Below are 21,402 nucleotides of genomic sequence, written 5' to 3'. Positions count from 1 at the left end.
TGGCATAAACATTGCATTGTAATTGGGTGAATTTATTTTTTCAAGGAGTGATTCCAATGGTTGTCCCGTACGCCCATGAACCATTTACAAATTTTCAAGATAGTAACAACCGTACCGAGTATGAAGCAGCGCTTCAATTGGTGAAAAATGAGCTTGGCAAAGAATATCCCCTTATCATTGGCGGGGAGCGAGTGACGACAGACGAAAAAATTGTATCGGTAAACCCTTCCGATAAAAACGAAGTTATTGGCACCGTTTCCAAAGCTGATCAAGCGCTTGCGGAACAAGCAATGGAAAAAGCACAAAAGGCATTCAACGTGTGGAGCGGCTGGGATCCGGAAGCCCGCGCGAACGTACTTTTCCGAGCCGCAGCCATCGCCCGCCGCCGCAAGCATGAATTCTCTGCTTGGATGGCTTATGAAATCGGGAAAACACGAAAAGAAGCAGACGCCGATTCCGCCGAAGCGATCGATTTCCTGGAATATTACGCGCGGCAAATGGTCGAGCTTAAAGATGGCGAAGCCATCAACAGCCGCTGGTTTGAACACAACCAATATACGTATCAACCCTTGGTGTGGGTTTGACTATTTCCCCCTGGAACTTGCCGTTTGCCATCATGGCAGGAACGACCGTTGGCCCGATGGTCGCAGGCAATACCATCTTGCTTAAACCGGCAAGCCTTACCCCGGTTATCACCTATAAATTCATGGAAGTGCTTGAAGAAGCAGGTATGCCCGCGGGCGTCGTCAATTTTATTCCGGGGAGCGGCGGGGAAATCGGCGACTATCTCGTCGAACATCCGAAAACACGCTTCATCAATTTCACCGGCTCAAAAGACGTTGGCATTGGCATTTACGAGAAAGCAGCAAAAGTTCAGCCAGGCCAAAACTTCTTGAAAAAGACCGCGATTGAAATGGGCGGAAAAGATACGATTATCGTCGACAATGAGGCTGATCTTAACCTTGCCGCCGAAGCCATCGTGCAATCGGCTTACGGTTTCAGCGGCCAAAAATGTTCTGCATGCTCACGTGTCGTCGCTCATGAAGACGTCTACGATGAAGTTCTCGATAAAGTGGCGAGAATAACCGAAGAGCTGACTGTCGATGATCCACAAAAGGCGGAGACATACATGGGACCCGTGTGCGAGCAAGCCGCCTATGATAAAATTCTTGATTACATTGATATCGGCAAACAGGAAGCGCGTCTCGTGACCGGCGGGACCGGAAATGATGACAACGGCTACTTCATCCAGCCGACGATTTTTGCCGACGCAGATCCACACGCGCGTATCATGCAGGAAGAAATCTTCGGGCCGGTCGTGGCCTTTGCGAAAGCGAAGGACTTTCAAGAGCTCATCGATATTGCCAACAACACAGACTATGGTTTAACCGGTTCGGTCATTTCCAACAACCGGGCCCACATGGAAAAAGCGCGCAGGGAATTTCACGTCGGCAACCTTTACTTTAACCGCGGTTGTACAGCAGCGATCGTTGGCTACCAACCATTCGGCGGTTTTAAATTGTCCGGTACCGACTCCAAAGCCGGTGGTCCGGGATATATCCTCCACTTTATGGATCCAAAAACCGTTTGCGATCAGTTTTAATGGAAACGAAAATAGGCTCTGTCCCCAGGGACAGAGTCCTAATTCTAAAATAGATTATGAGGGGTCACCATGATGATACAGAAACTATCCCGTAATTTCTTTAGCTCGTTATCAAACAATAAAGTCTTGAATAGAGGAGCAAAACGATGGGGATTGAAACTCGGGGCTTCAAAAGTCGTTGCCGGTTTGACCGTCGAAAGCGCGATCGAAAAAATTAAGGATTTGAATGACAGCGGTCGCATGGTCACTCTTGATCATCTTGGCGAGTTCGTCAATGACGCCCAAGAAGCGCGCGAATCCCTGCGAGAAGGCCTGCATACTCTGGATGTTCTCCACGAACATGGCGTCCATTGCACCCTTTCCGTTAAGCTCACCAAACTCGGACTGGATGTTGATGAAGCACTCTGTTGGCAACAGATATCAGCACTTTGCGAACGCGCGGCCATCTATGACAACACGATTAACATCGATATGGAAGATTACAATCACTATGGCCAGACACTGGACATCTTAAGAGCCTTACGAAAAAAATATGACAACGTGGGCACCGTTTTGCAATCCTACCTGCATAGAAGCATCGAGGATACCGAACAGTTGGCTGGGGTTCCGCTTCGCATCGTCAAAGGAGCGTATAAAGAATCATCAACCATCGCCTATCAAGATAAAAAAGATATTGACAAAAACTTTGTGAATATGGTGCAAACGCATCTGCTTAATGAAAGCTATGCAGCCATCGGCACCCATGACCATGAAATCATCGCCGAAATTAAAGCGTTTACAGAAAAAAACCATATCCCGAGAGACATGTTCGAATTTCAAATGCTTTACGGTTTCCGTAACGATTTACAACAAACCCTCGTCGATGAAGGCTACCGTTTTCGCACATACGTCCCGTTTGGCAGAGATTGGTACGGCTATTTCATGAGACGGTTGGCGGAGCGACCGCAAAACGTTACATTTGCCCTGCGGGGAATGTTTTCTAAATAATAAAGCATCATAACAAGTCATATAGTAACGATATACATTTATATAGGGAGGTTAATCATGGCGATACCAAAAGCGATCACTTTCGATTGTTATGGAACGATCATTGACTGGGATCAGGCCGTTCAAAATTATTTTAAGCGTATTTTGAGTCAGTATGATATAAACGATGCTGATGTTGTCGCTCTTCAGAAACATTGGGAAAGCATTCAGTTCACCTATATCCAAGATCACTACCGTCCATATAAGGAAGTCTTGAAACATACAATGGCGATGTCGTTTCGGGACTGTGGTTATCCTTTTAGCACGGATGATTGTATCGCTTTCTCTGAATCCATGGGAAGCTGGGAGCCTTTCCCGGATGCCAAAAAAGCTTTGCTGGAATTAAAAAAACTTACCAAAATAGCCCTGATTACGAATACGGACGACGCTATTATTAATGAAACCGTCAAACATTTGGGGGTTGATTTTGATGAAATCATTACAGCCGAACAGGCCGGTGTTTATAAGGCCAATCATCGAGGGTTTCATTTGGCCATGGAACGATTAGGCGTCGATCGATCAGAGTTGCTTCACGTTGGTTTCGGCTTCAAATATGATGTCGTTCCAGCCCATGAATTAGGTGTTCAATCATGCTGGGTGAACCGTTATGGCGACATTCGGCCAGCGAATGTAAAAGAAACGTATTTAGTTGGCGATATGGCGACACTGGCGTTATTAATCAAAGGAATGGCACATTCCACAATCCCTCAAACGGAGGGAAAATGATTCCATGAGGGATTACTTAATCAATGTAATCCCTCACACCGACGGATAGTGATTCTGAGAGGGATTACTAACTCGATTTAATCCCTCAAACGAACAAAAAGCGATTCCCTAAGGGATTACTTACTCAAACTAATCCCTCTAACGGACCAAATGCGAGCCCGTGAGGATTCGCAACGTAAAGGGAGGGTTACGATGTCGTTTGCCACCTGGTTCTGGTTGCTCGTTCCAATGCTAGCAACGGTTCTTCTGTCTTTGATCAGTTTGTTAAGAGCAAGGAGGGGAGAAAATGGATCTTGATATTCCTACGTTAATAACATTTATCATCTACATCGTCGGGATGATAATCATCGGGATTATCTTTTACCGTACCACTTCTACTTTATCGGATTATGTTTTAGGCGGCAGAAGATTGAACAGTTGGGTGACCGCTTTAAGCGCCGGAGCCTCCGATATGAGCGCGTTCATGATCCTTGGGCTTCCCGGCGCTGTCTACTTGTCGGGAATGAGCGAAATGTGGCTGCCGATAGGGTTAACGATCGGGGCTTATCTAAATTGGCAATTTCTCGCCAAACGGCTGCGCCGCTACACGGAAATTGCCCGGAACGCGATTACACTACCCGACTTTCTAGATAAACGCTTTCGCGATGAAACAAAAATCACACAGACGAAAACGTTACGCATCGTGTCTGCATTTTTCATACTTTTGTTCTTTACGTTCTATACATCATCGGGTCTCGTCGGCGGCGCACTTTTATTTTCCAGCACCTTTGGCTGGGAATATCAGACCGCTCTTTGGATCGGCGCGATCGTCATTATCTCCTATACGTTTTTAGGCGGGTTTCTCGCTGTCAGTTACACCGATTTTATTCAGGGGATCCTCATGTTTTTGGGTCTTATCGTCGTTCCAATTGTTGCCGTAATCGAAATGGGTGGATGGAACAGCACGGTTTCCCATATTGCAGATATCGACCCTGCCTATTTGGATGCTTTCGCAGGCACCTCGGCGATCGCGATCATTTCTCTACTCGCGTGGGGCCTTGGTTACTTTGGGCAACCGCATATCATCACCCGTTTTATGGCCATTCGTTCCGAAAAAGAAATCCCTGCGGCACGTTTTATCGGCATGACGTGGATGACTTTCGGCCTCCTTGGAGCGGTTTTCGTCGGCTTCATTGGTATCGCTTACTTTGAAGGGGCAGGCGCAGGCTCGCCATTGGCAGATGAAGAAACCGCATATATCCTTTTCACGCAAGTGCTCTTTAACCCTTGGGTCGCCGGTTTTTTACTCGCCGCCATCCTGGCCGCGATTATGAGCACGATTGATTCACAACTGCTCGTGTCATCAAGCGCGCTTACCGAGGACTTCTACCGAAGGTTCATTAAACCCAATGCTTCGGCAAATGAACTCGTCTGGGTCGGCCGTGCCGGTGTCATCGTGATTGCGCTCATTGCCACCTTTTTGGCGTACGACCCGGAGAGCACGGTGCTGGAACTCGTGGAATATGCCTGGGCCGGATTCGGCGCGGCCTTTGGCCCAGTGATGTTATTCAGCGTTTTCTGGCGGCGCATGACCGCCTGGGGAGCGGTTGCCGGGATTGCCACCGGCGGCCTCACCGTTATTGTATGGAATTTCTTTGCAGGCGGCTTGTTTGACCTCTATGAAATCGTTCCCGGATTTGTTTTGGGAAGCTTGGCGATTATCATCGTGAGCTTGCTCAATCAGCGGCCGGCGGATCATATTCTCGAAGAATTTGAATTCGTGGAAAACGCGACTTATGACGAAGAAAAGCAAGAATATGTCCGCAAGAACTGAACAGACGAAGAGGAAAATGAGGAACTCAATAAACTTCCTCATTTTCTTCTTTTTTACGGAAAACCCGCACGACTTCACCGCCGATCACAAATAACGGAACGGCAACGAGGAGCCCGATAAATCCCGCGAATTCGTAACCGATCAACAATGCGAGTAAAATCAACAACGGATGAAGGTGGGCACTTTTTCCCATGATATAGGGGGATAGGACATTGCTTTCCAACTGTTGCACAACGGTAATGGCGATGATTGTAAATAAAACAGTTTTCCAGGACATACCAAGCGCGACGATAACAGCGGGAACCGCACCAATATAAGGGCCGACATAAGGGATCAAGTCAGTCATTCCCATGAAAATCCCGAGGATTAAAGGATAAGGAAGCTGGACCATCCACAACGCAACGATCGAAAGAGCGCCCACGCAGAGAGAAACGACGATTTGTCCCCGAATATAAAAGCCGAGCGCTGAATCGACAGCCTTCACAAATTTTTTTCCATTTTCCTGCCAACGTTTAGGGATGACATACGTGGCCGCTTTTTCAAATGCATATAAATCCTTTAGCAAATAGAAGACTAAAAAAGGAAGCAAAAAAAGCATGACAACCCCTTCAATGATCGCAGGCCATCGGTCCATCACCCCATCCAGCATATCTTCTCCGTTGGCTTCCAGTTGCACGACGCCCTCTTCGACCTGATCATGAATGATGGGAGGCAGTGTATCGATCTGGCGGTGCATGGAGAGCCACCCGGATTCTAAGGCGTGAATCCATCCCGGCAATTCATTGACAATCTCCCGATATTGACGAGCCAAAACGGGCGCCATTTCAATCAATAGCCAAATGCCCCCGCCAAAAAACAGCAAATAAATGAGCAATACAGACGCCCACCTTGGTAATCCCTTTCGCTGCAAAAAGGCGATGATAGGATGCAAGAGGTACGCGAGTAAACCGGCAAGCAAAAACGGTAAGATGATTTTTCCAATACTGACCAGCACTGGCTTCCATACAGGTGTCAGTAAGTATAAAAAATATAAACAAGCCAGCAATATAAGTACAAAAAGTGACCGAAGCAAGCCTTTCCGTGATGTCATCCCTACCTCCACAGCATCTTAGTATGATTAGCATTTACTGTTGAGGGATGATTATTCGAAAAGGTAGGCGTCCGCTGAGAATTTCGGCATATTTTTTGCAATGGCAACCACTAGCTTTGGGATTCGGTCCATTCGGGTGCCATGAGCCGTTCATGGTGACCTTTCATTCTCTTTTTCACCACGTTCGTGCTCTATGCCCCGTTCATGACGAACCGTGCGCTCTCTTTTTCAGGACGTTCGGTCGCCATAACCCGTTCATGGCGACCGTTCAGCCACATATTCCTTTATGCCGGGATCCATGAACAACAACTCCTACGTAAAAATCGCCCGTCTCATGACAACGGGCGATTTTCACACCTAGAAAGTGCGCCTGTATGCTTTGCGCAATTGTTTGTAGTACCTGTTTTTCTTAAGTTTTGACATCCAATTAGGGCTTGAGCGTCGTTGCTGGGCACTGTACATATAAATGGCTGTGCCGACAGACCCGATTCCTGCAATCAACAGTGAAGAGGCAGCTTTGTTATTCATGGGCGACCCTCCATTCATACATCAATATTTACCGTCCTGACGCTTTTTGTATGAGCTGGGGACTCGCTTCTGTATTTATCCGGCGTTCCTCATCGCTAAAGAGGTCATCCAATGAACTAAGCGATCCGTCTTCCTCAACTTGGAAAACAGCTAAATGTTCCCCTTGGATAACGATTTCTATGCCACAGCGCCCACAGTAATATTGTGCAGTGCCAATTTTTCCTAAATCTTTTAAAAGGCAATTTGGACAATGAACCATACAGACCCTCCTGTGAAAAACATCTTTTTCACAGAATGGTCAAATCATCCTTCAGCTATACATAAAAGGCCAGGAAGCTTAGTATTGTCCTTCCTTGACGTTTTCATGATTGGTACTTGCTTCCTGTATGCGCTGGTGCAAATGGGAATATCGACTGTGTTGATCATTCGTTTCCACAGCCAATGAAAATGCCCGCTGTTCGCCGACCATGATTAATGAATCACGCGCTCTCGTTATTGCTGTATAAAGCAAGTTCCTTTTCAACATCCGGCGATAGGACATGGATAATGGGACGATCACGATCGGGAATTCGCTCCCTTGGGCTTTATGAATCGAGGAACAATACGCGAGTGTGATTTGTTTTAAGTCTTGTTTTTCATAGTAAACTTCAATGCCGTCAAACGTAACGACGAGTTTTTCTTTGCCATCTTCAGTTTCTTTTTCTTTTAAAAGAGCGATGATTTCGCCGCGGTCTCCGTTAAAAACATTGTCCTCGGGATTATTGACGAGCTGCAAGACGATATCGCCATTGCGAAAGACGACATCGCCATACGTCATGGATCGCTTCCCTTGTTTCGGTGGATTAAAGAGGGCTTGCAGTTTTTCATTCAGCAAATGTATGCCGGCCGTCCCTTTATACATCGGGGCGAGCACTTGAATTTCACGCGCGGAATAGCCTTTTTCCATCGCTTTTTGGCATATTTGCAGAATAACGTCAGGCATGCGCGTTCCGTGACATGCAATGAACGATCGATCCGGTTTCGTTTCTTTTAAATCAGCGGATAACTGACCTTCTTTTAAATCATGCGCTAAATCAATGATCGATGAGCCTTCGGCTTGACGGTAAACCGCCGACAACGATATCGACGGAATTGTTTCCGATCGAAGCAAATCCCCGAGCACTTGCCCCGGGCCTACGGATGGCAATTGATCTTCGTCACCGACGATAATCACTTGCATCCCGGCCGGTATCGCCTTGAATAGTTGATTGGCAAGCCATAGATCGATCATTGAGGCTTCATCGATGATCAACAGTTCCCCTTCGAGTGGGTTCTCTTCATCGTGCTCAAGAAATTCCTCTTCTTCGCCGCGCCAGCCGAGCCATTTATGAATGGTAAAGGCCTTCAAACCGGTTGCCTCTGCCATTCGTTTCGCGGCTCTCCCTGTGGGCGCGGCAAGCAGAACCGGGAGCTTTTTTTCTTTTCGCTGGTTCCAGCCGCGCATGCGTTTGAACATCTCCACAATTGCGCGAATAACGGTTGTTTTTCCCGTTCCGGGGCCACCGGTTAAAATCATGAGCGGAGACTTTAGGGCAAGCTCGACCGCTTCTTTTTGCCGATCAGCGTAAGTGATTTTGAAATCATTTTCCAATTCGCCCAACGTTTTTAAATACAAGTCTTCAGCAAAGGTTTCCTGAACGTCTGTCTCAAGCAAACGGTTCACGTTCGTTGCTAACCCCTTTTCAGCAAAAAAGAGTGACAATATGTAAGCACGTTCGTCAGGAACGGCGACCGTCCCTTCCTCGTCAAGTTCGATAACCTCCTGATTTAACATCTCGGCATCGACGTCATGATTTCGATAATTCAGCACTTTCAAAGCCTCTTCGGTCCATACGTCCACCGGCAAATAGACGTGTCCGATGCTTTGCGACATTTGCCACAGCGAAAATAACAGTCCTGCTTTCAACCGTTTCTTCGACGTCGATTCAATCCCTAATTGAGCGCCAAGTGCATCGGCTTTTTGAAAACCGATGCCTTCTATGTCTTGAACGAGTTGATAAGGGTCTTTTTCCACAACGTTTAACGTCTCCCCCTTATAAGCCTGAATGATCTTTGTGGCCAATTCCGTCCCGAAACCATATGTAATCAAGCGGCTCATCACACCGGCGACTTCCTGTTCTTCCATTAATCGCTCGGTGAGCACATCCGCTTGTTGACGCTTAATGTCGGGAATGTCATACAAAAGGTTAGGTTGGTGGAGGATTTTATCAATCGCCGATTCGCCTAATTCAGCAACGACACGAGAGGCGGTTTTCTTTCCGATTCCCGGAAATCGCTCACTGGATAAATACTGGATCACCGCCGGCTTGCCTTCGGGGATATAAGGTTCGTATAGTTCCATGTGGAACTGTTGGCCATAACGTTCATGCTCGTGAAATTGCCCGTAAAACGTCAATAGATCTTCTTCGGGAGGAAAGGGGAAATGGCCGACGACAGAAATGGAGGAGGCTTCAATGGCAGGCGTTGCATCATCGACGTGGATGTTCAAAACCGTATAACCATTTTTCTCATTCCGAAAAATGACATGGCTAACCGTTCCGGTAATTTTATCCTTCGATGACTTCCATTCCTCGTTCATGACTTTGCCTCCTCATCAATCAGCGCTTATTTTTCCATCGCTTTCTCCACTTGCTTTTTCCCGTGTGCGGCCAAATAATGGTCCGGTTGCAACGCCAACGTCTTGTTGAAATAATCGAGCGCCTTTTCCTTTTCTTCTTTGGAAAAATAGGCGATCCCCAAATTATAATGGGCATCGGCGTGGCCTTCATTTTTACCGATAACCGCTTGAAACGCTTCGATCGCTTCGGTTATGAGCTCCGATTTTGCAAGCGTTAACCCGAAATAAAAGCGTGCATCTTCATCGTTGGGATCCAATTCCACCGCCCGTTGCAAACGAGCCAACGCAAACGGGAGGTTCCCCAACTGATATTCGCACATTCCGATCATCATGTGCAGGCTCTGGTCATTCATGCCCACTGCTTCGGCTTGTTTATAAAACTGAAGAGCTTCCTGATAATTTTCGACGTTATAGGAGATATTTCCTGCCCCATAATACGCACCTGCCTGCTTGTCATCCAAATGGATCGCGCGCCGATAACAAGCGAGCGCTTGCTCATACTCCCCTGTTTGCGCGAGCAAACTGCCCATGTTTGTATAAAGCAAAGGGTTGTCGGGGTCGCTTTCAAGGGCTTGTCGGAAATGGGTGATCGCTTCTTCGTAGTTTCCGGTCTGCACCGGTTCCATCCCGTCTTTATAAGCACTCACCTTATCCACTTCCCGATAGCATTTCGACATCTTCATTGACGACCGTTGACTCAATCGTGCCCCCGCCTAAACATACGTCCCCATCATAAAAAACGACCGCTTGTCCGGGGGTGACCGCCCGTTGGGCTTCTTTAAACGCCACAAAAAATTCATTTTCATCGTTCACGTGCAGTGTTACTTCTTGATCCGCTTGACGATAGCGAAATTTCGCCGTACACGGGAATCGTTCCGTCGGCAATGAGGTAGAAAGCCAATTTAAACCGGATCCGTAAAGCCCGTCTGACATGAGCGCGGGGTGCTGACTGCCTTGCGCAACAACGAGGACATTTTCTGCGAGGTCTTTATCGACAACGAACCAAGGTTCGCCGGCGCCACCGATGCCAAGGCCTTGGCGTTGCCCGAGCGTGTAATACATCAATCCTTCGTGACGCCCTTTATACCCGCCTTCGGGCGTACGCATTTCCCCCGGTTGCGCGGGCAAATACTGTTGGAGAAAAGATTTAAAATCACGTTCACCGATAAAGCAAATGCCGGTGCTGTCTTTTTTCGACGCAGTCGCAAGTTCGCGTTCCTCTGCCATTTTTCTTACTTCTTTTTTATCATAAGAACCGAGCGGAAACATGACTTGCGAGAGCTGGTCTTGGCTTAATTGGTTCAAAAAGTACGTTTGGTCTTTGTTGCTGTCGACACCTCGCATAAGTTCCACCGTGCCGTCGTTAGCCTTAGCTAGGCGTGCATAATGGCCGGTCGCTAAATAGTCGGCACCGAGCATCAACGCATAGTCCAGAAACGCTTTAAATTTAATTTCTTTGTTGCACACGATATCCGGGTTTGGTGTGCGTCCTTTCCGGTATTCATCCAGAAAATACGCAAACACATTGTCCCAGTATTGCTGTTCAAAGTTCACCGAGTAATATGGAATCCCGATTTGGTCACATACACGTGCCACATCCTGATAATCGGTTGTGGCTGTGCACACGCCGTTTTCATCCGTGTCGTCCCAGTTTTTCATAAAAATGCCGACGACGTCATAGCCTTCTTCTTTGAGCAAAGCCGCGGCCACCGATGAATCAACGCCTCCGGACATGCCCACGACGACGCGGATATCACTGTTTGTTTTCATTGGTTTCACCTCACTTATTTGCCAACACGCGACGGTGTTGTTCGGAAATATTCGCGATCGCTTTCGCTGTTTCATTCAGTTGTTCCTCATTATTCCCATAGCCGACACTAACCCGAACGGAAGAGCGTACGCGCCCATCATCCTCGCCATACATTGCTTTTAACACATGCGATGGCTGAAAGCTTCCCGCCGTACAGGCAGATCCACTGGAGACCGCGATGCCTTTCAGATCAAGTTGTGTCAAAAGAGCTTCCGTCGCTATGCCGGGAAGATGGAGGTTAATAATATGCGGAAGTCTTTGTTGTTCATATCCATTTATTTCATACGCCACTTTTTCAGCATCAAGAGCGGCCAACAGGTGGTTCACAAGGTTTTCATACGTTTTTGCCCGTTTTTGTTTTTCGGTGTTCAGCAATTGAACGGCTTCGCCGAAACCGACAATTGCCGGGACATTTTCGGTCCCCGGCCGCAATCGCCGTTCTTGCTCGCCTCCAAAAAGCAAAGGATGAATTTGTATTTCTTTTTTCACATACAAAAAACCAGAGCCTTTAGGCCCGTTAATTTTATGAGAGGAAGCGGTGAGCAAGTCGACTTGAAGGGACGCCACCTCGATCGGAAGCACCCCGTAAGCTTGTACCGCATCCGTATGGAACAACGCGTTGTGTGTGCGCAAATGCTTGCCGATAGCTTTAATCGGATTAATTGCACCCGTTTCGTTGTTTCCGTACATAATCGTTACCAAAATCGTATCTTCCCGCAAAGCTTCTTGCAAGGTGTCCAGGCAAACCGTTCCGTCCGACATGACCGGTAGATAAGTGACGTCATACCCTTCCCGCTCCAACTGCTTACACGCGTGGAGAACCGCGTGGTGTTCGGCTTCCGTCGTAATCACATGGGTGCCTTCGTGTTTTTTGGCCCGGGCAACACCGGTGATGGCAAGGTTATCCGCTTCCGTTCCCCCGCTCGTAAATACGATTTCCTCCGTATTTGCCCCTACGCTTGCGGCTATGCGCATTCTGGCAGCATCCACTGCTTTTCGCGCTTCGCGGCCAAAACGATGGATGCTGGATGGATTGCCCGCCACTGTCCCATCAAGATAAGGTTTCATCGCTTTCCAGACTTCCGGTCGCACAGGCGTTGTCGCGGCATGGTCCAAATAAATATCCGTCATGCTTATCACCTTTTTAGATATAAAACATATAGTCTTCCAGATCGCCCGTCTCTTCGTAATTCGCCAAGTCGTCGAGCGTCGTTGAATCGAGGACGTCTTTTACGGCATCCCTGATCTTAATCCAAAGGTCACGTTTGGCCGGTTCTTCATCCTCCACCACTTCTACCGGACTGATTGGCCCTTCGAGCACTCGGATAATGTCTCCCGCGGTAATCTCTTTTGGATCTTTGGTCAGCATATAGCCACCATAAGCGCCGCGCACACTTTTTACGTACATCGCATTACGAAGCGGCGCGATTAATTGCTCAAGGTAGTGCTCCGATAAGTGATAATCTTTCGCGATCGACCGTAATGAGATCGGTCCATCTCCATGCTTTTTAGCTAACGCGATCATGATGGTAAGTCCGTACCGACCTTTTGTTGAAATTTTCATTTCTGCCCCCTCTTTCTAACCAATCATTAAATAATCGTTGGCAGTAAGGCAATGTATAGCCAACGACCGGTCCAATTGTCAATGAAAAAATTATGGTTCCGATAAAAACCGGGCCGCCTAGCATCCAGCCGCATAGAAGAATCGTGATCTCCATGAATAAGCGGACACGGCCGACCGGTATTCCCGATTTATTTGCGATTGATAGCATAAGCATATCCCGTGGGCCGGCGCCGCATTTCGGCGCAATGTAAATGCCGATACCAAGGCCCATTATGAGGACGCCCATGATTAACATGAAAAATTGCAAACCTAAATGACCCGGCGTGGAAATGACAAGAAGAAAAAGATCAATAAACACACCGACAAATACCATGTTAAGAACGCTTCCCAATTGCGGAAGCCTGCGATCAAGCAGCGCCGATGTCGCTATAATTACCGTTCCGACGATAATACTCCAGGTTCCTACCGTCAATCCCAGGTTCATCATCAAGCCAATGTGAAACACGTCCCAAGGAGCAGCGCCAAGATCCGCCCGAATCATTAAGGCAATCCCTACCGACATGATCATGATCCCTGCGGTAAATGTTCCCCAACGCAAGAAATCGTTCTTTACTCTCCCAAGCGTGTGTTGCACAGTTATTCCTTCTCTCTTTTTGCACTATCAGAAAGTATAAGTTGTTCGGATAATAATATAAGAAAGACTTTGACTTTCACCACCCTTGGCGATAAGTCAAGTTTTTCTAATTTAAAGACCCTACAATCCTGTTGTATTATAGCATATTTTCCAAACCCATGCATTCGAAGCGGTTTTGTTGCTGATTGCAAGTGCCCTGTGTTATTCTAATGGAAAAGAACGTGTATTCCCTGTGCGAATATATGCTAGGAGGTCCAATTAAAACGATGAGCAACCAACCACTTGCCTATCGCATGCGCCCCAAAACCATTGATGAAGTGTACGGTCAGAATCATCTGTTGGGGGACGGAGCCCTCATTCAAAGAATGGTCCAGGCGAATAAGTTGCATCCAATGATTTTGCATGGTCCACCCGGTACCGGGAAAACATCGCTCGCGATCGCACTCGCCGGGAGCACAAACATTCATTATAAACTTCTGAATGCTGTGGAACATCAGAAAAAAGATCTGCAAATCGCGGCGGATGAAGCGCGTATGTACGGAAGCTTGATTCTCATTCTTGACGAATTTCATCGATTGGATAAAAGCAAACAGGATTTCCTGCTCCCCCATCTGGAAAGCGGGGAGTTACTTGTGATCGGAGCAACGACCGCCAACCCTTATCATTCGATTAATCCCGCGATACGCAGTCGCTGCCATGTTTTCGAACTTCATAAACCCGAAGCAACGGACACTCGTAAAATGCTCGAAGTCGCGCTCGAAGACAAAGATAAAGGGTTGGGTGACTATCCGACAAAAGTGGATGAAGAAGCCCTTGAACATATGGCCGCCTCTTCCGGCGGCGATATGCGAGCAGCCTTGAATGCGCTGGAACTCGCTGTTTTATCAACCCCTGCAGACGAAGATGGCATCATTCACATTGATGTAACGATTGCCGAAACATGTACACAAAAGAAAAATTTCGATCATGACAAAGACGGCGATCATCATTACGACGTTCTCTCCGCCTTCCAAAAATCCATCCGTGGAAGTGATGCGGATGCTGCCCTTCATTATTTGGCACGATTAATCAAAGTAGGCGACCTCACGAGCATTGGACGCCGACTGCTCGTCATAGCATACGAGGATATTGGGCTTGCCAATCCGCAAGCCGGAACCCGGACGCTAGCAGCCATTGAAACGGCAGAACGTCTGGGATTTCCGGAAGCACGAATCCCGCTGGCCAATGCCGTCGTCGAACTCGCGCTCTCACCAAAATCCAACGCTGCTTACCGGGCGATAAATACTGCTATGCAAGACATTGACAAGCACGGATCAGCGCCGATTCCCGTGCATATCCGGGACAGCAGTTACCAAGGGGCAAAACAGTTAAATCGAGGGGTCGGATACCTCTATCCGCATGATTACAAAGACGGGCTAATTCAACAGCAATATCTTCCTGACCCTTTAAAACACCACCGTTATTTGCGCTTCCAAGGAAACAGCAAATTTGAACAAGCGTTTCGGGAAGCGCAAACGAAGATTAACGAGACGATTAAGTCATCAAAGCGATAAAAGTGAAAATTCCACCCTTTATGAGAGGGACGAGATACTACTTTGCTTTTCTTGTTCCTCTCGGAGCAATTCAACCTCCGTTTGGGGGATTACTTTGCTTCGCTTGTTCCTCTCGGCGCAGCTCAACCTCCGTTTGGGGGATTACTTTGCCTCGCTTGTCCCTCTCGGAACAGCTCATCCTCCGTTTGGGGGATTACTTTGCCTCGCTTGTCCCTCTCGGCGCAGCTCATCCTCCGGTTTGGGGGATTACTTTGCTTCGCTTGTCCCTCTCGGCGCAGCTCAACCTCCGGTTTGGGGGATTACTTTGCTTCGCTTGTCCCTCTCGGAGCAGTTCAACCTCCGTTTGGGGGATTACTTTGCTTCGCTTGTCCCTCTCGGAGCAGCTCAACCTCTGTTTGGGGGATTACTTTGATCTCTTGCATCCCGATCCCGCCGGGATAAATTCGATTTCTTTTCCTTCTTTCCTTTTTGGGAAGTATAGAGATTATGAATATGGTCCATATTAATACCAGAAAGTAAAACTACCATCACTCGCTGATGGAATACGGTAAAAACTATGAACCTCAAGGAAGAAGGGATAGAAATGACGAAAGTACGCCAAGATGCTTGGTCTCACGAGGACGATGTATTACTCGCTGAAACAGTATTAAAACACATAAGAGAAGGAAGCACGCAGTTAAAAGCGTTTGAAGAAGTCGGCGATATATTAAATCGCACGGCTGCTGCCTGCGGCTTCCGCTGGAATGCAGTTGTACGGGATCGTTATGAAGGGAAAATAAGCGACGCAAAACGGGACCGGAAAAACTTTCAACGGCGAGATGCCGCAAACGCCGTACAACAAACGCTGGGAATGAAAACGGCGAACGCGATGGAGACAACTTCCGACAACAAAGCAAATACCTTTAGCGACGAAGACTTGTCACTCGAGCAGGTGATTGCCTTTTTGGAAACATTGAAAAGCAAACAGGGAGCCGTCGATAACGGCGAAGAGAAAGTAACGAAGTTAGAAGAAGAAAATCAGCAACTGCAAACAGCAGTGAACGCTTGGCGTTATAAACACGAAGAACTGGAACAAGAATACCAGTCTTTGCTCTCCGTCATTAACCGTGCCCGGAAAATGACATTTATGGATGAAACCAATGCTGAGCCTTTCATGAGATCCAACGATTTTCGATTGGACCATGATGGGAATATCGAAAATATCGCCAAAGATTCAGTCTAACAGGAAAAGGCTGCCAATAATGATTGGACAGCCTTTTTTTGATTGATTACATAATATCAAGAAGCCCCGTTGTGCCGTAATGATCACCAAGTTTTGAAGCCTGCAATCGCAGGTGGGTGCCCTGCTCAACCTTCCGTAAGTCCCTAAAAAAGGCTTTTACTTCCAGTTGAAACGTCAGGCTCCCTATCAAAAAGTGTTGGCTTTAAAACGAATAGTGTTATACGTACACTACAGGACCTCTTTGTAATGTGATTATAGCATGATTGAAACCCCTCTGCAAGGACGGAAGTTAGATTTTCGGGAACCGGAGGCCGGGAAACCGATATAAAAACACCGTTTTTAATTTGACCGTTTGCTGGTTATAATGAGAAACAGGAGGGATTCTTCATGGATAATCATCTGGTGAACAGTCAACCGATTACGCACATTGAACAAAAAATCGGAGCCATTGAAAAACATACCGAGCAATATAAGACCGATATGAATTTGTATCGGGATCGGATCGACATTGACGGAGATAGTTATCCGATCGCTGAAATTTTCGACATTTCCTACCGTTATAAAGAAAATGAGGTCGGGTTTCTTTATTTACACACGTCTCGCGGCGTTCGTTCTTATTATATCACTGAGAACCCCGAGTCTTTCATTTCCTCTTTCCGGGAAGTTGAACAAAAATAATATGCTTGCAAGGGAGAGCCCACAAAGAAGATAAACCGCATTGAAATCAAGGTTCTTAAATTTGATTTCATGCGGTTTAATTTTTACGATTCAACTAATACCCATAGTCAAAATTATTGGGGAGAGAAACTGATGGTTTAATCTAGTGCAGGGTGGTTGTATTATCGATCACACCCACACAACAAATAAAAAGGCATGAGCGCTAATCAGGTGAATTTCCGGCGCTATCTGTATAGTGAAGACATTATTTTACGCTTTGCCTATCTTTTTGTCCGCACTCACGCCCGGTGAGAACTAATACCTGTCTCTTGTCAGTTATTTGGCGTCACAACTACAGGGGGTCATTTATTTTAGCCGTTCAGCAATAGTTTCGGTACTAAAAAAGGTGTCAGTAATGTTAGGTCGCCAAATGCCTCGATTGAAGCCCTAACCTTTGGCTGTCAATAGCCGTTAGGTCGTCAAACGGGGGGTTCGACGATATAAAGTCTAGATCACCGATAAATAGGAGAATAACTGATATAACCCCGCTCCGACACCCTTTTATTTCACAGATTGTTGTTCCAGCGGACGCAAATGTAATTCTTTCCATTGTTCTTCGCTAACGCTACTTGGCGCTCCCGTTAATAAGTCGCCTGCGCTTGCCGTTTTCGGGAAGGCGATGACTTCACGCAGATTGTCTGCCTCGGCAAGGAGCATAACGATTCGGTCCAGGCCAAGAGCAATGCCTCCGTGTGGCGGAGCGCCATAAGAAAGGGCATCAATGAGAAAGCCAAATTGTTCTTTTGCTTTTTCTTCGCTAAATCCAAGCGTTCGAAACATTTGCATTTGCAGGTCCGGCTCATGAATACGCTGGGAACCGCCGCCAAGCTCGTAGCCATTCAAAACGAGATCATAGGCATCCGCCGTAACTTTTTCCGGAGCCGTTTCCAGTTTGTCGATATCTTCTTCAACCGGTCGCGTAAACGGATGGTGAAGAGCAACATGGCGATCGGTATCTTTGTCATATTCAACGAGCGGGAAGTCGGTTACCCAAAGGAAATGGAAAGCTTTTTCATCAATGAGCCCAAGCTCTTTTCCAAACTTCAAGCGCAATGCGCCTAACACATCAAACACAACGTTCGCCTCATCGGCAGCAAACAACAATAAATCTCCTTGCTCTGCCTCCATAGCTTCCATCACTTGGCGTTGCTCTTCTTCACTTAAGAATTTCGCGATTGGGCCTTTTAACGATCCAGGACCCTCAACCCTTAGCCAGGCAAGCCCTTTCGCCCCGTAAATCGCGGCAAATTCGGCAAGTTCATCGATCTCTTTTCTGGACATGGCATCTCCCTGTCCTTTTGCATTCAAGCCTTTCACGATGCCGTTGTTTTCAAGCGCTTTTGTGAAAACCTGAAAACGACTGTTCTCAACGATGTCGGAAAGCTCCACCAACTCCATTCCGAAGCGTGTATCAGGTTTATCCGAACCGTACCGATGCATCGCTTCATGATACGTCATGCGTGGAAAAGGCGTCGTCACATCGAACTCATGGCTAATTTTTAATAACCGCGCCATCATTTCTTCGGTCATGGAAAACAACGCTTCTTTGTCCATGAACGATGCTTCGATATCAATTTGCGTAAACTCCGGTTGCCGGTCCGCGCGAAGATCTTCATCACGGAAACAGCGTGCAATTTGATAATAGCGCTCAAATCCGGCAATCATAAACAGCTGTTTAAAAAGCTGCGGCGACTGCGGAAGCGCAAAAAATTCGTGTTCGTGCACACGGCTCGGGACCAAATAGTCGCGTGCGCCTTCAGGCGTGCTTTTCGTCAACATCGGCGTCTCCGCTTCCATAAACGAATGCTCATTTAGGTAATTGCGAGTTTCCTGGGTAATTTTGTGTCGCAATTGAAAAATACGTTGCATTTCCGGTCGCCGTAAATCAAGATACCGATGGGACAAACGCACATCTTCGGAGACGTTAATATCTTCGTCCATAGAAAAGGGCAATGGTTTTGATTTATTTAGAATGGTTATTTCCTCGACTTGCACTTCCACGGTTCCGGTAGCAATCTTTTCATTCACCGTTTCCTCGTCCCGGAGAACGACTTTCCCTTGCACATCAAGCACATATTCACTACGGACGTTATCAGCAATCGTTAAAGCTTTTTCGCTAATTTCCGGGTTAAATACCGTTTGGACGATCCCGCTGGAATCGCCGAGGTCAATAAAAATAACTTGCCCCAAATCTCTCCTCGTTCTAGCCCAACCTTTGAGCCGAACATTTTCGCCGATCATGCTTTCCGTAATTTCACCGCAATAATGGCTTCTTTCCATTTTTCCATCATACTCCTTTTATCATTCAGGTGTTATTGCATCTTCCGTAACTGCTTAATATGTCCCGCGAGCCTTTTCATTGGGATATTTTCTTCTTCGCCTGTAGACATGTCGCGAAGTTTCACCATGCCGCCTGCCAATTCTTCTTCACCCACGATGACTGTATAAGCAGCTTGCAAACGATTGGCCGCTTTGAACTGGGCTTTTACTTTTTTTCCAAGGTAATCCTTGTCTGCCGACAAGCCTTCACGACGCAAGTCTCTCAATATGCCCGCACCCTTTTCGGCCGCGACATCGCCGACCGTTACAAGATAAACGTCAAGCGCGTTTTCAACATCCGGGAGTGCATCGCGAGCATTTAGCGCCATTAACAATCGCTCAATGCTTAACGCGAAGCCGATGCCGGAGACGGGCGGGCCGCCCAATTCTTCGATCAATCCTTCATAACGACCGCCGCCCATAAGGGTTGTGATGGCACCGAACTCAGGTTCTTCAAGCATAATTTCAAACGATGTGTTCGTATAATAATCGAGTCCCCTTACGAGATTGGCGTCAACCACAAATGGGATGTCCATATCACGTAGCAGGCGTTGCACGGTTTCAAAGTAGCGAGTTGACTCTTCATTTAAATAGTCAAGAATGGCCGGTGCCGTTTCCTGTAAAGGGTGCTCGCGGTCCACCTTGCAATCCAATATTCGCAATGGGTTTTGTTCAAGGCGAGCCTGGCAGTCCTCACAAAACTCATCGATACGCGGGGAAAAGTGTTCGATCAGCGCATTTTTGTGGGAGGCGCGGCTTTCTTTATCACCCAAGCTATTGATCACCAGTTTCAAATTATCCAACCCACACGCTTGGTACACATCCATCGCCATCGCGATCACTTCAGCATCGATCGCGGGATCGTCGCTTCCGATCGCTTCCACGCCAAATTGGTAAAACTCCCGCATCCGACCCGATTCCGGACGTTCATAGCGAAACATCGGACCGAAATAAAAAAGCTTTAACGGTTGTTGCGCCAAGCCATGGAGCTTATTTTCCACGTAAGAGCGCACGACGGGAGCTGTCCCTTCCGGTCGCAGCGTAATCAAGCGCCCGCTGCGATCTTGAAACGTATACATCTCCTTTTGCACAATATCCGTGCTGTCGCCCACCCCACGTTGAAACAGTTCTGTCGCTTCGAAGATCGGCGTGCGGATTTCCTTGTAATTGTACTTGCGGCTAATCTCTTTGGCAATTTCTGTCACGTATTGCCACTGGGCGCTTTGATCCGGTAAGACATCCTGGGTTCCTCTCTGGATATTAATGGTCATATAGAACCTCTCCTCATTATTGAATCATTTGCCATTAAAAAAATCCCCCTGAAACGAATCAGAGGGACGAGCACAAGCCCGCGGTACCACCCACATTGAAGCGCTCCCCTTCGGGAATCACTTCCGCTTCCGCGGTTAACGCCCGCGCTGCGTTTAGATCTATTAATGGCTTCACGTTCGATCAAAAACCTACGAAGTGTCTTTCCGCAACATTGCACAGAAGGGCTTACAGCCATGACCCTCCCTCTCTGACTGCAAGGGGCCGCGTACTTTTCTTCATCATCGGCTTGCTATTCTCTTGGTGTTTATCATACGTTTCTCTATCCAGGATGTCAACTTTTCCGCGATTTCATACATGAAATAGAATGCAAAAGTTTTGTCCTCAAGAAGCTCCCTATTGACAACCTACGAAGACTCTAACATAAGGGTCACCGGACCATCATTGTTTAAATCCACCTGCATCGTGGCCCCAAACTCTCCGGTTTCAACGGCAATGCCGATGTCCCTTAATTGTTCATTAAAGTAATCGTAGAGCTCTTCCGCTTGCGCCGGCTTCGCTGCTTGCACAAAACTTGGGCGCCTTCCTTTTTTGGCTTCTCCGTAAAGGGTGAATTGGGAAATGGATAAAATTGATCCGGACATATCAATTAGCGATAGGTTCATCTTCCCCTCGGTATCTTCGAAAAGGCGAAGGTTGGCAATTTTATCGGCGAGCCAGCGGGCATCATGTTTCGTATCTTCGTGGGTGACGCCGAGAAACACGACATAGCCATGCTCGATCGCCCCAATGGTTGTGTCGTTAACGCTCACCTGCGCTTTTTTGCTCCGTTGTATTAATGCTTTCAATCCCTGCTTCTCCTTTGCTGATAT

Annotated in this window: 17 protein-coding genes, 1 other RNA gene, 1 pseudogene and 1 other annotated feature; of the genes and pseudogenes, 7 read left to right on the top strand and 12 right to left on the bottom strand. The window is 47.3% G+C overall.

Annotated elements, in window-relative coordinates:
- The first annotated feature begins 56 nt into the window (after positions 1 to 56).
- The 4 genes and pseudogenes from pruA to putP all read left to right on the top strand — a co-directional run bounded on the left by pruA (position 57) and on the right by putP (position 5,168).
- Positions 57 to 1,603, top strand: a pseudogene (gene pruA / locus HUG15_RS08975) (L-glutamate gamma-semialdehyde dehydrogenase).
- Positions 1,604 to 1,675: 72 nt separating this feature from the next.
- Complete coding sequence (locus HUG15_RS08970) at positions 1,676 to 2,590, top strand: proline dehydrogenase family protein (RefSeq protein ID WP_200128314.1); 915 nt, start codon at positions 1,676 to 1,678, stop codon at positions 2,588 to 2,590.
- Positions 2,591 to 2,647: 57 nt separating this feature from the next.
- Positions 2,648 to 3,355 (top strand): haloacid dehalogenase type II, encoded by a 708-nt coding sequence (locus HUG15_RS08965; RefSeq protein ID WP_200128313.1) that lies wholly within the window; start codon positions 2,648 to 2,650, stop codon positions 3,353 to 3,355.
- Positions 3,356 to 3,641: 286 nt separating this feature from the next.
- Entirely contained in the window at positions 3,642 to 5,168 is a 1,527-nt protein-coding gene (gene putP / locus HUG15_RS08960) for a sodium/proline symporter PutP (protein ID WP_200128312.1), read from the top strand.
- 25 nt (positions 5,169 to 5,193) lie between these two features.
- Here the strand turns inward: putP and HUG15_RS08955 are convergent, their stop codons facing one another.
- The 8 genes from HUG15_RS08955 to HUG15_RS08920 all read right to left on the bottom strand — a co-directional run bounded on the left by HUG15_RS08955 (position 5,194) and on the right by HUG15_RS08920 (position 13,450).
- Positions 5,194 to 6,258, bottom strand: coding sequence for an AI-2E family transporter (locus HUG15_RS08955; protein ID WP_200128311.1), 1,065 nt, complete (start codon positions 6,256 to 6,258; stop codon positions 5,194 to 5,196).
- A gap of 556 nt (positions 6,259 to 6,814) precedes the next feature.
- The gene (locus tag HUG15_RS08950; protein WP_200128310.1) at positions 6,815 to 7,045 is read right to left on the bottom strand and encodes a hypothetical protein; all 231 of its coding nucleotides are present in this window, start codon (positions 7,043 to 7,045) and stop codon (positions 6,815 to 6,817) included.
- 78 nt (positions 7,046 to 7,123) lie between these two features.
- Positions 7,124 to 9,403: an SF1B family DNA helicase RecD2 gene (gene recD2, locus HUG15_RS08945; RefSeq protein ID WP_200128309.1), complete on the bottom strand. Its 2,280-nt coding sequence runs from the start codon at positions 9,401 to 9,403 to the stop codon at positions 7,124 to 7,126.
- Between the two features lie 26 nt (positions 9,404 to 9,429).
- Positions 9,430 to 10,089: a tetratricopeptide repeat protein gene (locus HUG15_RS08940; protein ID WP_246516560.1), complete on the bottom strand. Its 660-nt coding sequence runs from the start codon at positions 10,087 to 10,089 to the stop codon at positions 9,430 to 9,432.
- Between the two features lies 1 nt (position 10,090).
- Complete coding sequence (mnmA, locus tag HUG15_RS08935; protein WP_200128308.1) at positions 10,091 to 11,212, bottom strand: tRNA 2-thiouridine(34) synthase MnmA; 1,122 nt, start codon at positions 11,210 to 11,212, stop codon at positions 10,091 to 10,093.
- Between the two features lie 10 nt (positions 11,213 to 11,222).
- Positions 11,223 to 12,383 carry a cysteine desulfurase family protein gene (locus HUG15_RS08930; RefSeq protein WP_200128307.1) on the bottom strand — a complete coding sequence of 387 codons (1,161 nt, stop codon included), beginning with the start codon at positions 12,381 to 12,383 and terminating at the stop codon, positions 11,223 to 11,225.
- A gap of 13 nt (positions 12,384 to 12,396) precedes the next feature.
- Complete coding sequence (gene cymR, locus HUG15_RS08925) at positions 12,397 to 12,816, bottom strand: cysteine metabolism transcriptional regulator CymR (RefSeq protein ID WP_200128306.1); 420 nt, start codon at positions 12,814 to 12,816, stop codon at positions 12,397 to 12,399.
- The gene (locus HUG15_RS08920; protein ID WP_200128305.1) at positions 12,761 to 13,450 is read right to left on the bottom strand and encodes a YczE/YyaS/YitT family protein; all 690 of its coding nucleotides are present in this window, start codon (positions 13,448 to 13,450) and stop codon (positions 12,761 to 12,763) included. Before HUG15_RS08920 ends, cymR begins: the two co-directional genes overlap by 56 nt.
- A gap of 266 nt (positions 13,451 to 13,716) precedes the next feature.
- Between HUG15_RS08920 and HUG15_RS08915 the strand changes: the two genes are divergently transcribed.
- Together HUG15_RS08915 and HUG15_RS08910 are read left to right on the top strand one after the other, a co-directional pair.
- Complete coding sequence (locus HUG15_RS08915) at positions 13,717 to 15,003, top strand: replication-associated recombination protein A (RefSeq protein ID WP_200128304.1); 1,287 nt, start codon at positions 13,717 to 13,719, stop codon at positions 15,001 to 15,003.
- 583 nt (positions 15,004 to 15,586) lie between these two features.
- Positions 15,587 to 16,225, top strand: a complete 639-nt coding sequence (locus HUG15_RS08910; protein WP_200128303.1) for an RsfA family transcriptional regulator — start codon at positions 15,587 to 15,589, stop codon at positions 16,223 to 16,225.
- A gap of 59 nt (positions 16,226 to 16,284) precedes the next feature.
- On the opposite strand, the gene ssrS is transcribed toward HUG15_RS08910, so the two are convergent.
- A non-coding RNA gene (gene ssrS, locus HUG15_RS08905) (6S RNA) lies at positions 16,285 to 16,465 on the bottom strand.
- A 147-nt stretch (positions 16,466 to 16,612) separates the two neighbouring features.
- On the opposite strand from ssrS, the gene HUG15_RS08900 reads away from it, so the two are divergent.
- Positions 16,613 to 16,903: a hypothetical protein gene (locus tag HUG15_RS08900; protein ID WP_200128302.1), complete on the top strand. Its 291-nt coding sequence runs from the start codon at positions 16,613 to 16,615 to the stop codon at positions 16,901 to 16,903.
- Between the two features lie 540 nt (positions 16,904 to 17,443).
- Here the strand turns inward: HUG15_RS08900 and aspS are convergent.
- The 3 genes from aspS to dtd all read right to left on the bottom strand — a co-directional run bounded on the left by aspS (position 17,444) and on the right by dtd (position 21,378).
- Positions 17,444 to 19,222 (bottom strand): aspartate--tRNA ligase, encoded by a 1,779-nt coding sequence (gene aspS / locus HUG15_RS08895; protein WP_200128301.1) that lies wholly within the window; start codon positions 19,220 to 19,222, stop codon positions 17,444 to 17,446.
- A 32-nt stretch (positions 19,223 to 19,254) separates the two neighbouring features.
- Positions 19,255 to 20,532, bottom strand: a complete 1,278-nt coding sequence (gene hisS / locus HUG15_RS08890; RefSeq protein WP_200128300.1) for a histidine--tRNA ligase — start codon at positions 20,530 to 20,532, stop codon at positions 19,255 to 19,257.
- Positions 20,533 to 20,591: 59 nt separating this feature from the next.
- Positions 20,592 to 20,824: a binding site (T-box leader), on the bottom strand.
- A gap of 113 nt (positions 20,825 to 20,937) precedes the next feature.
- Entirely contained in the window at positions 20,938 to 21,378 is a 441-nt protein-coding gene (gene dtd, locus HUG15_RS08885; RefSeq protein WP_200128299.1) for a D-aminoacyl-tRNA deacylase, read from the bottom strand.
- Positions 21,379 to 21,402: the final 24 nt, after the last annotated feature.

Source organism: Salicibibacter cibarius (genome assembly GCF_016495725.1).
Classification (GTDB): Bacteria; Bacillota; Bacilli; order Bacillales; family Marinococcaceae; genus Salicibibacter; species Salicibibacter cibarius.
This window is presented reverse-complemented; position numbering and strand designations above follow the sequence as displayed.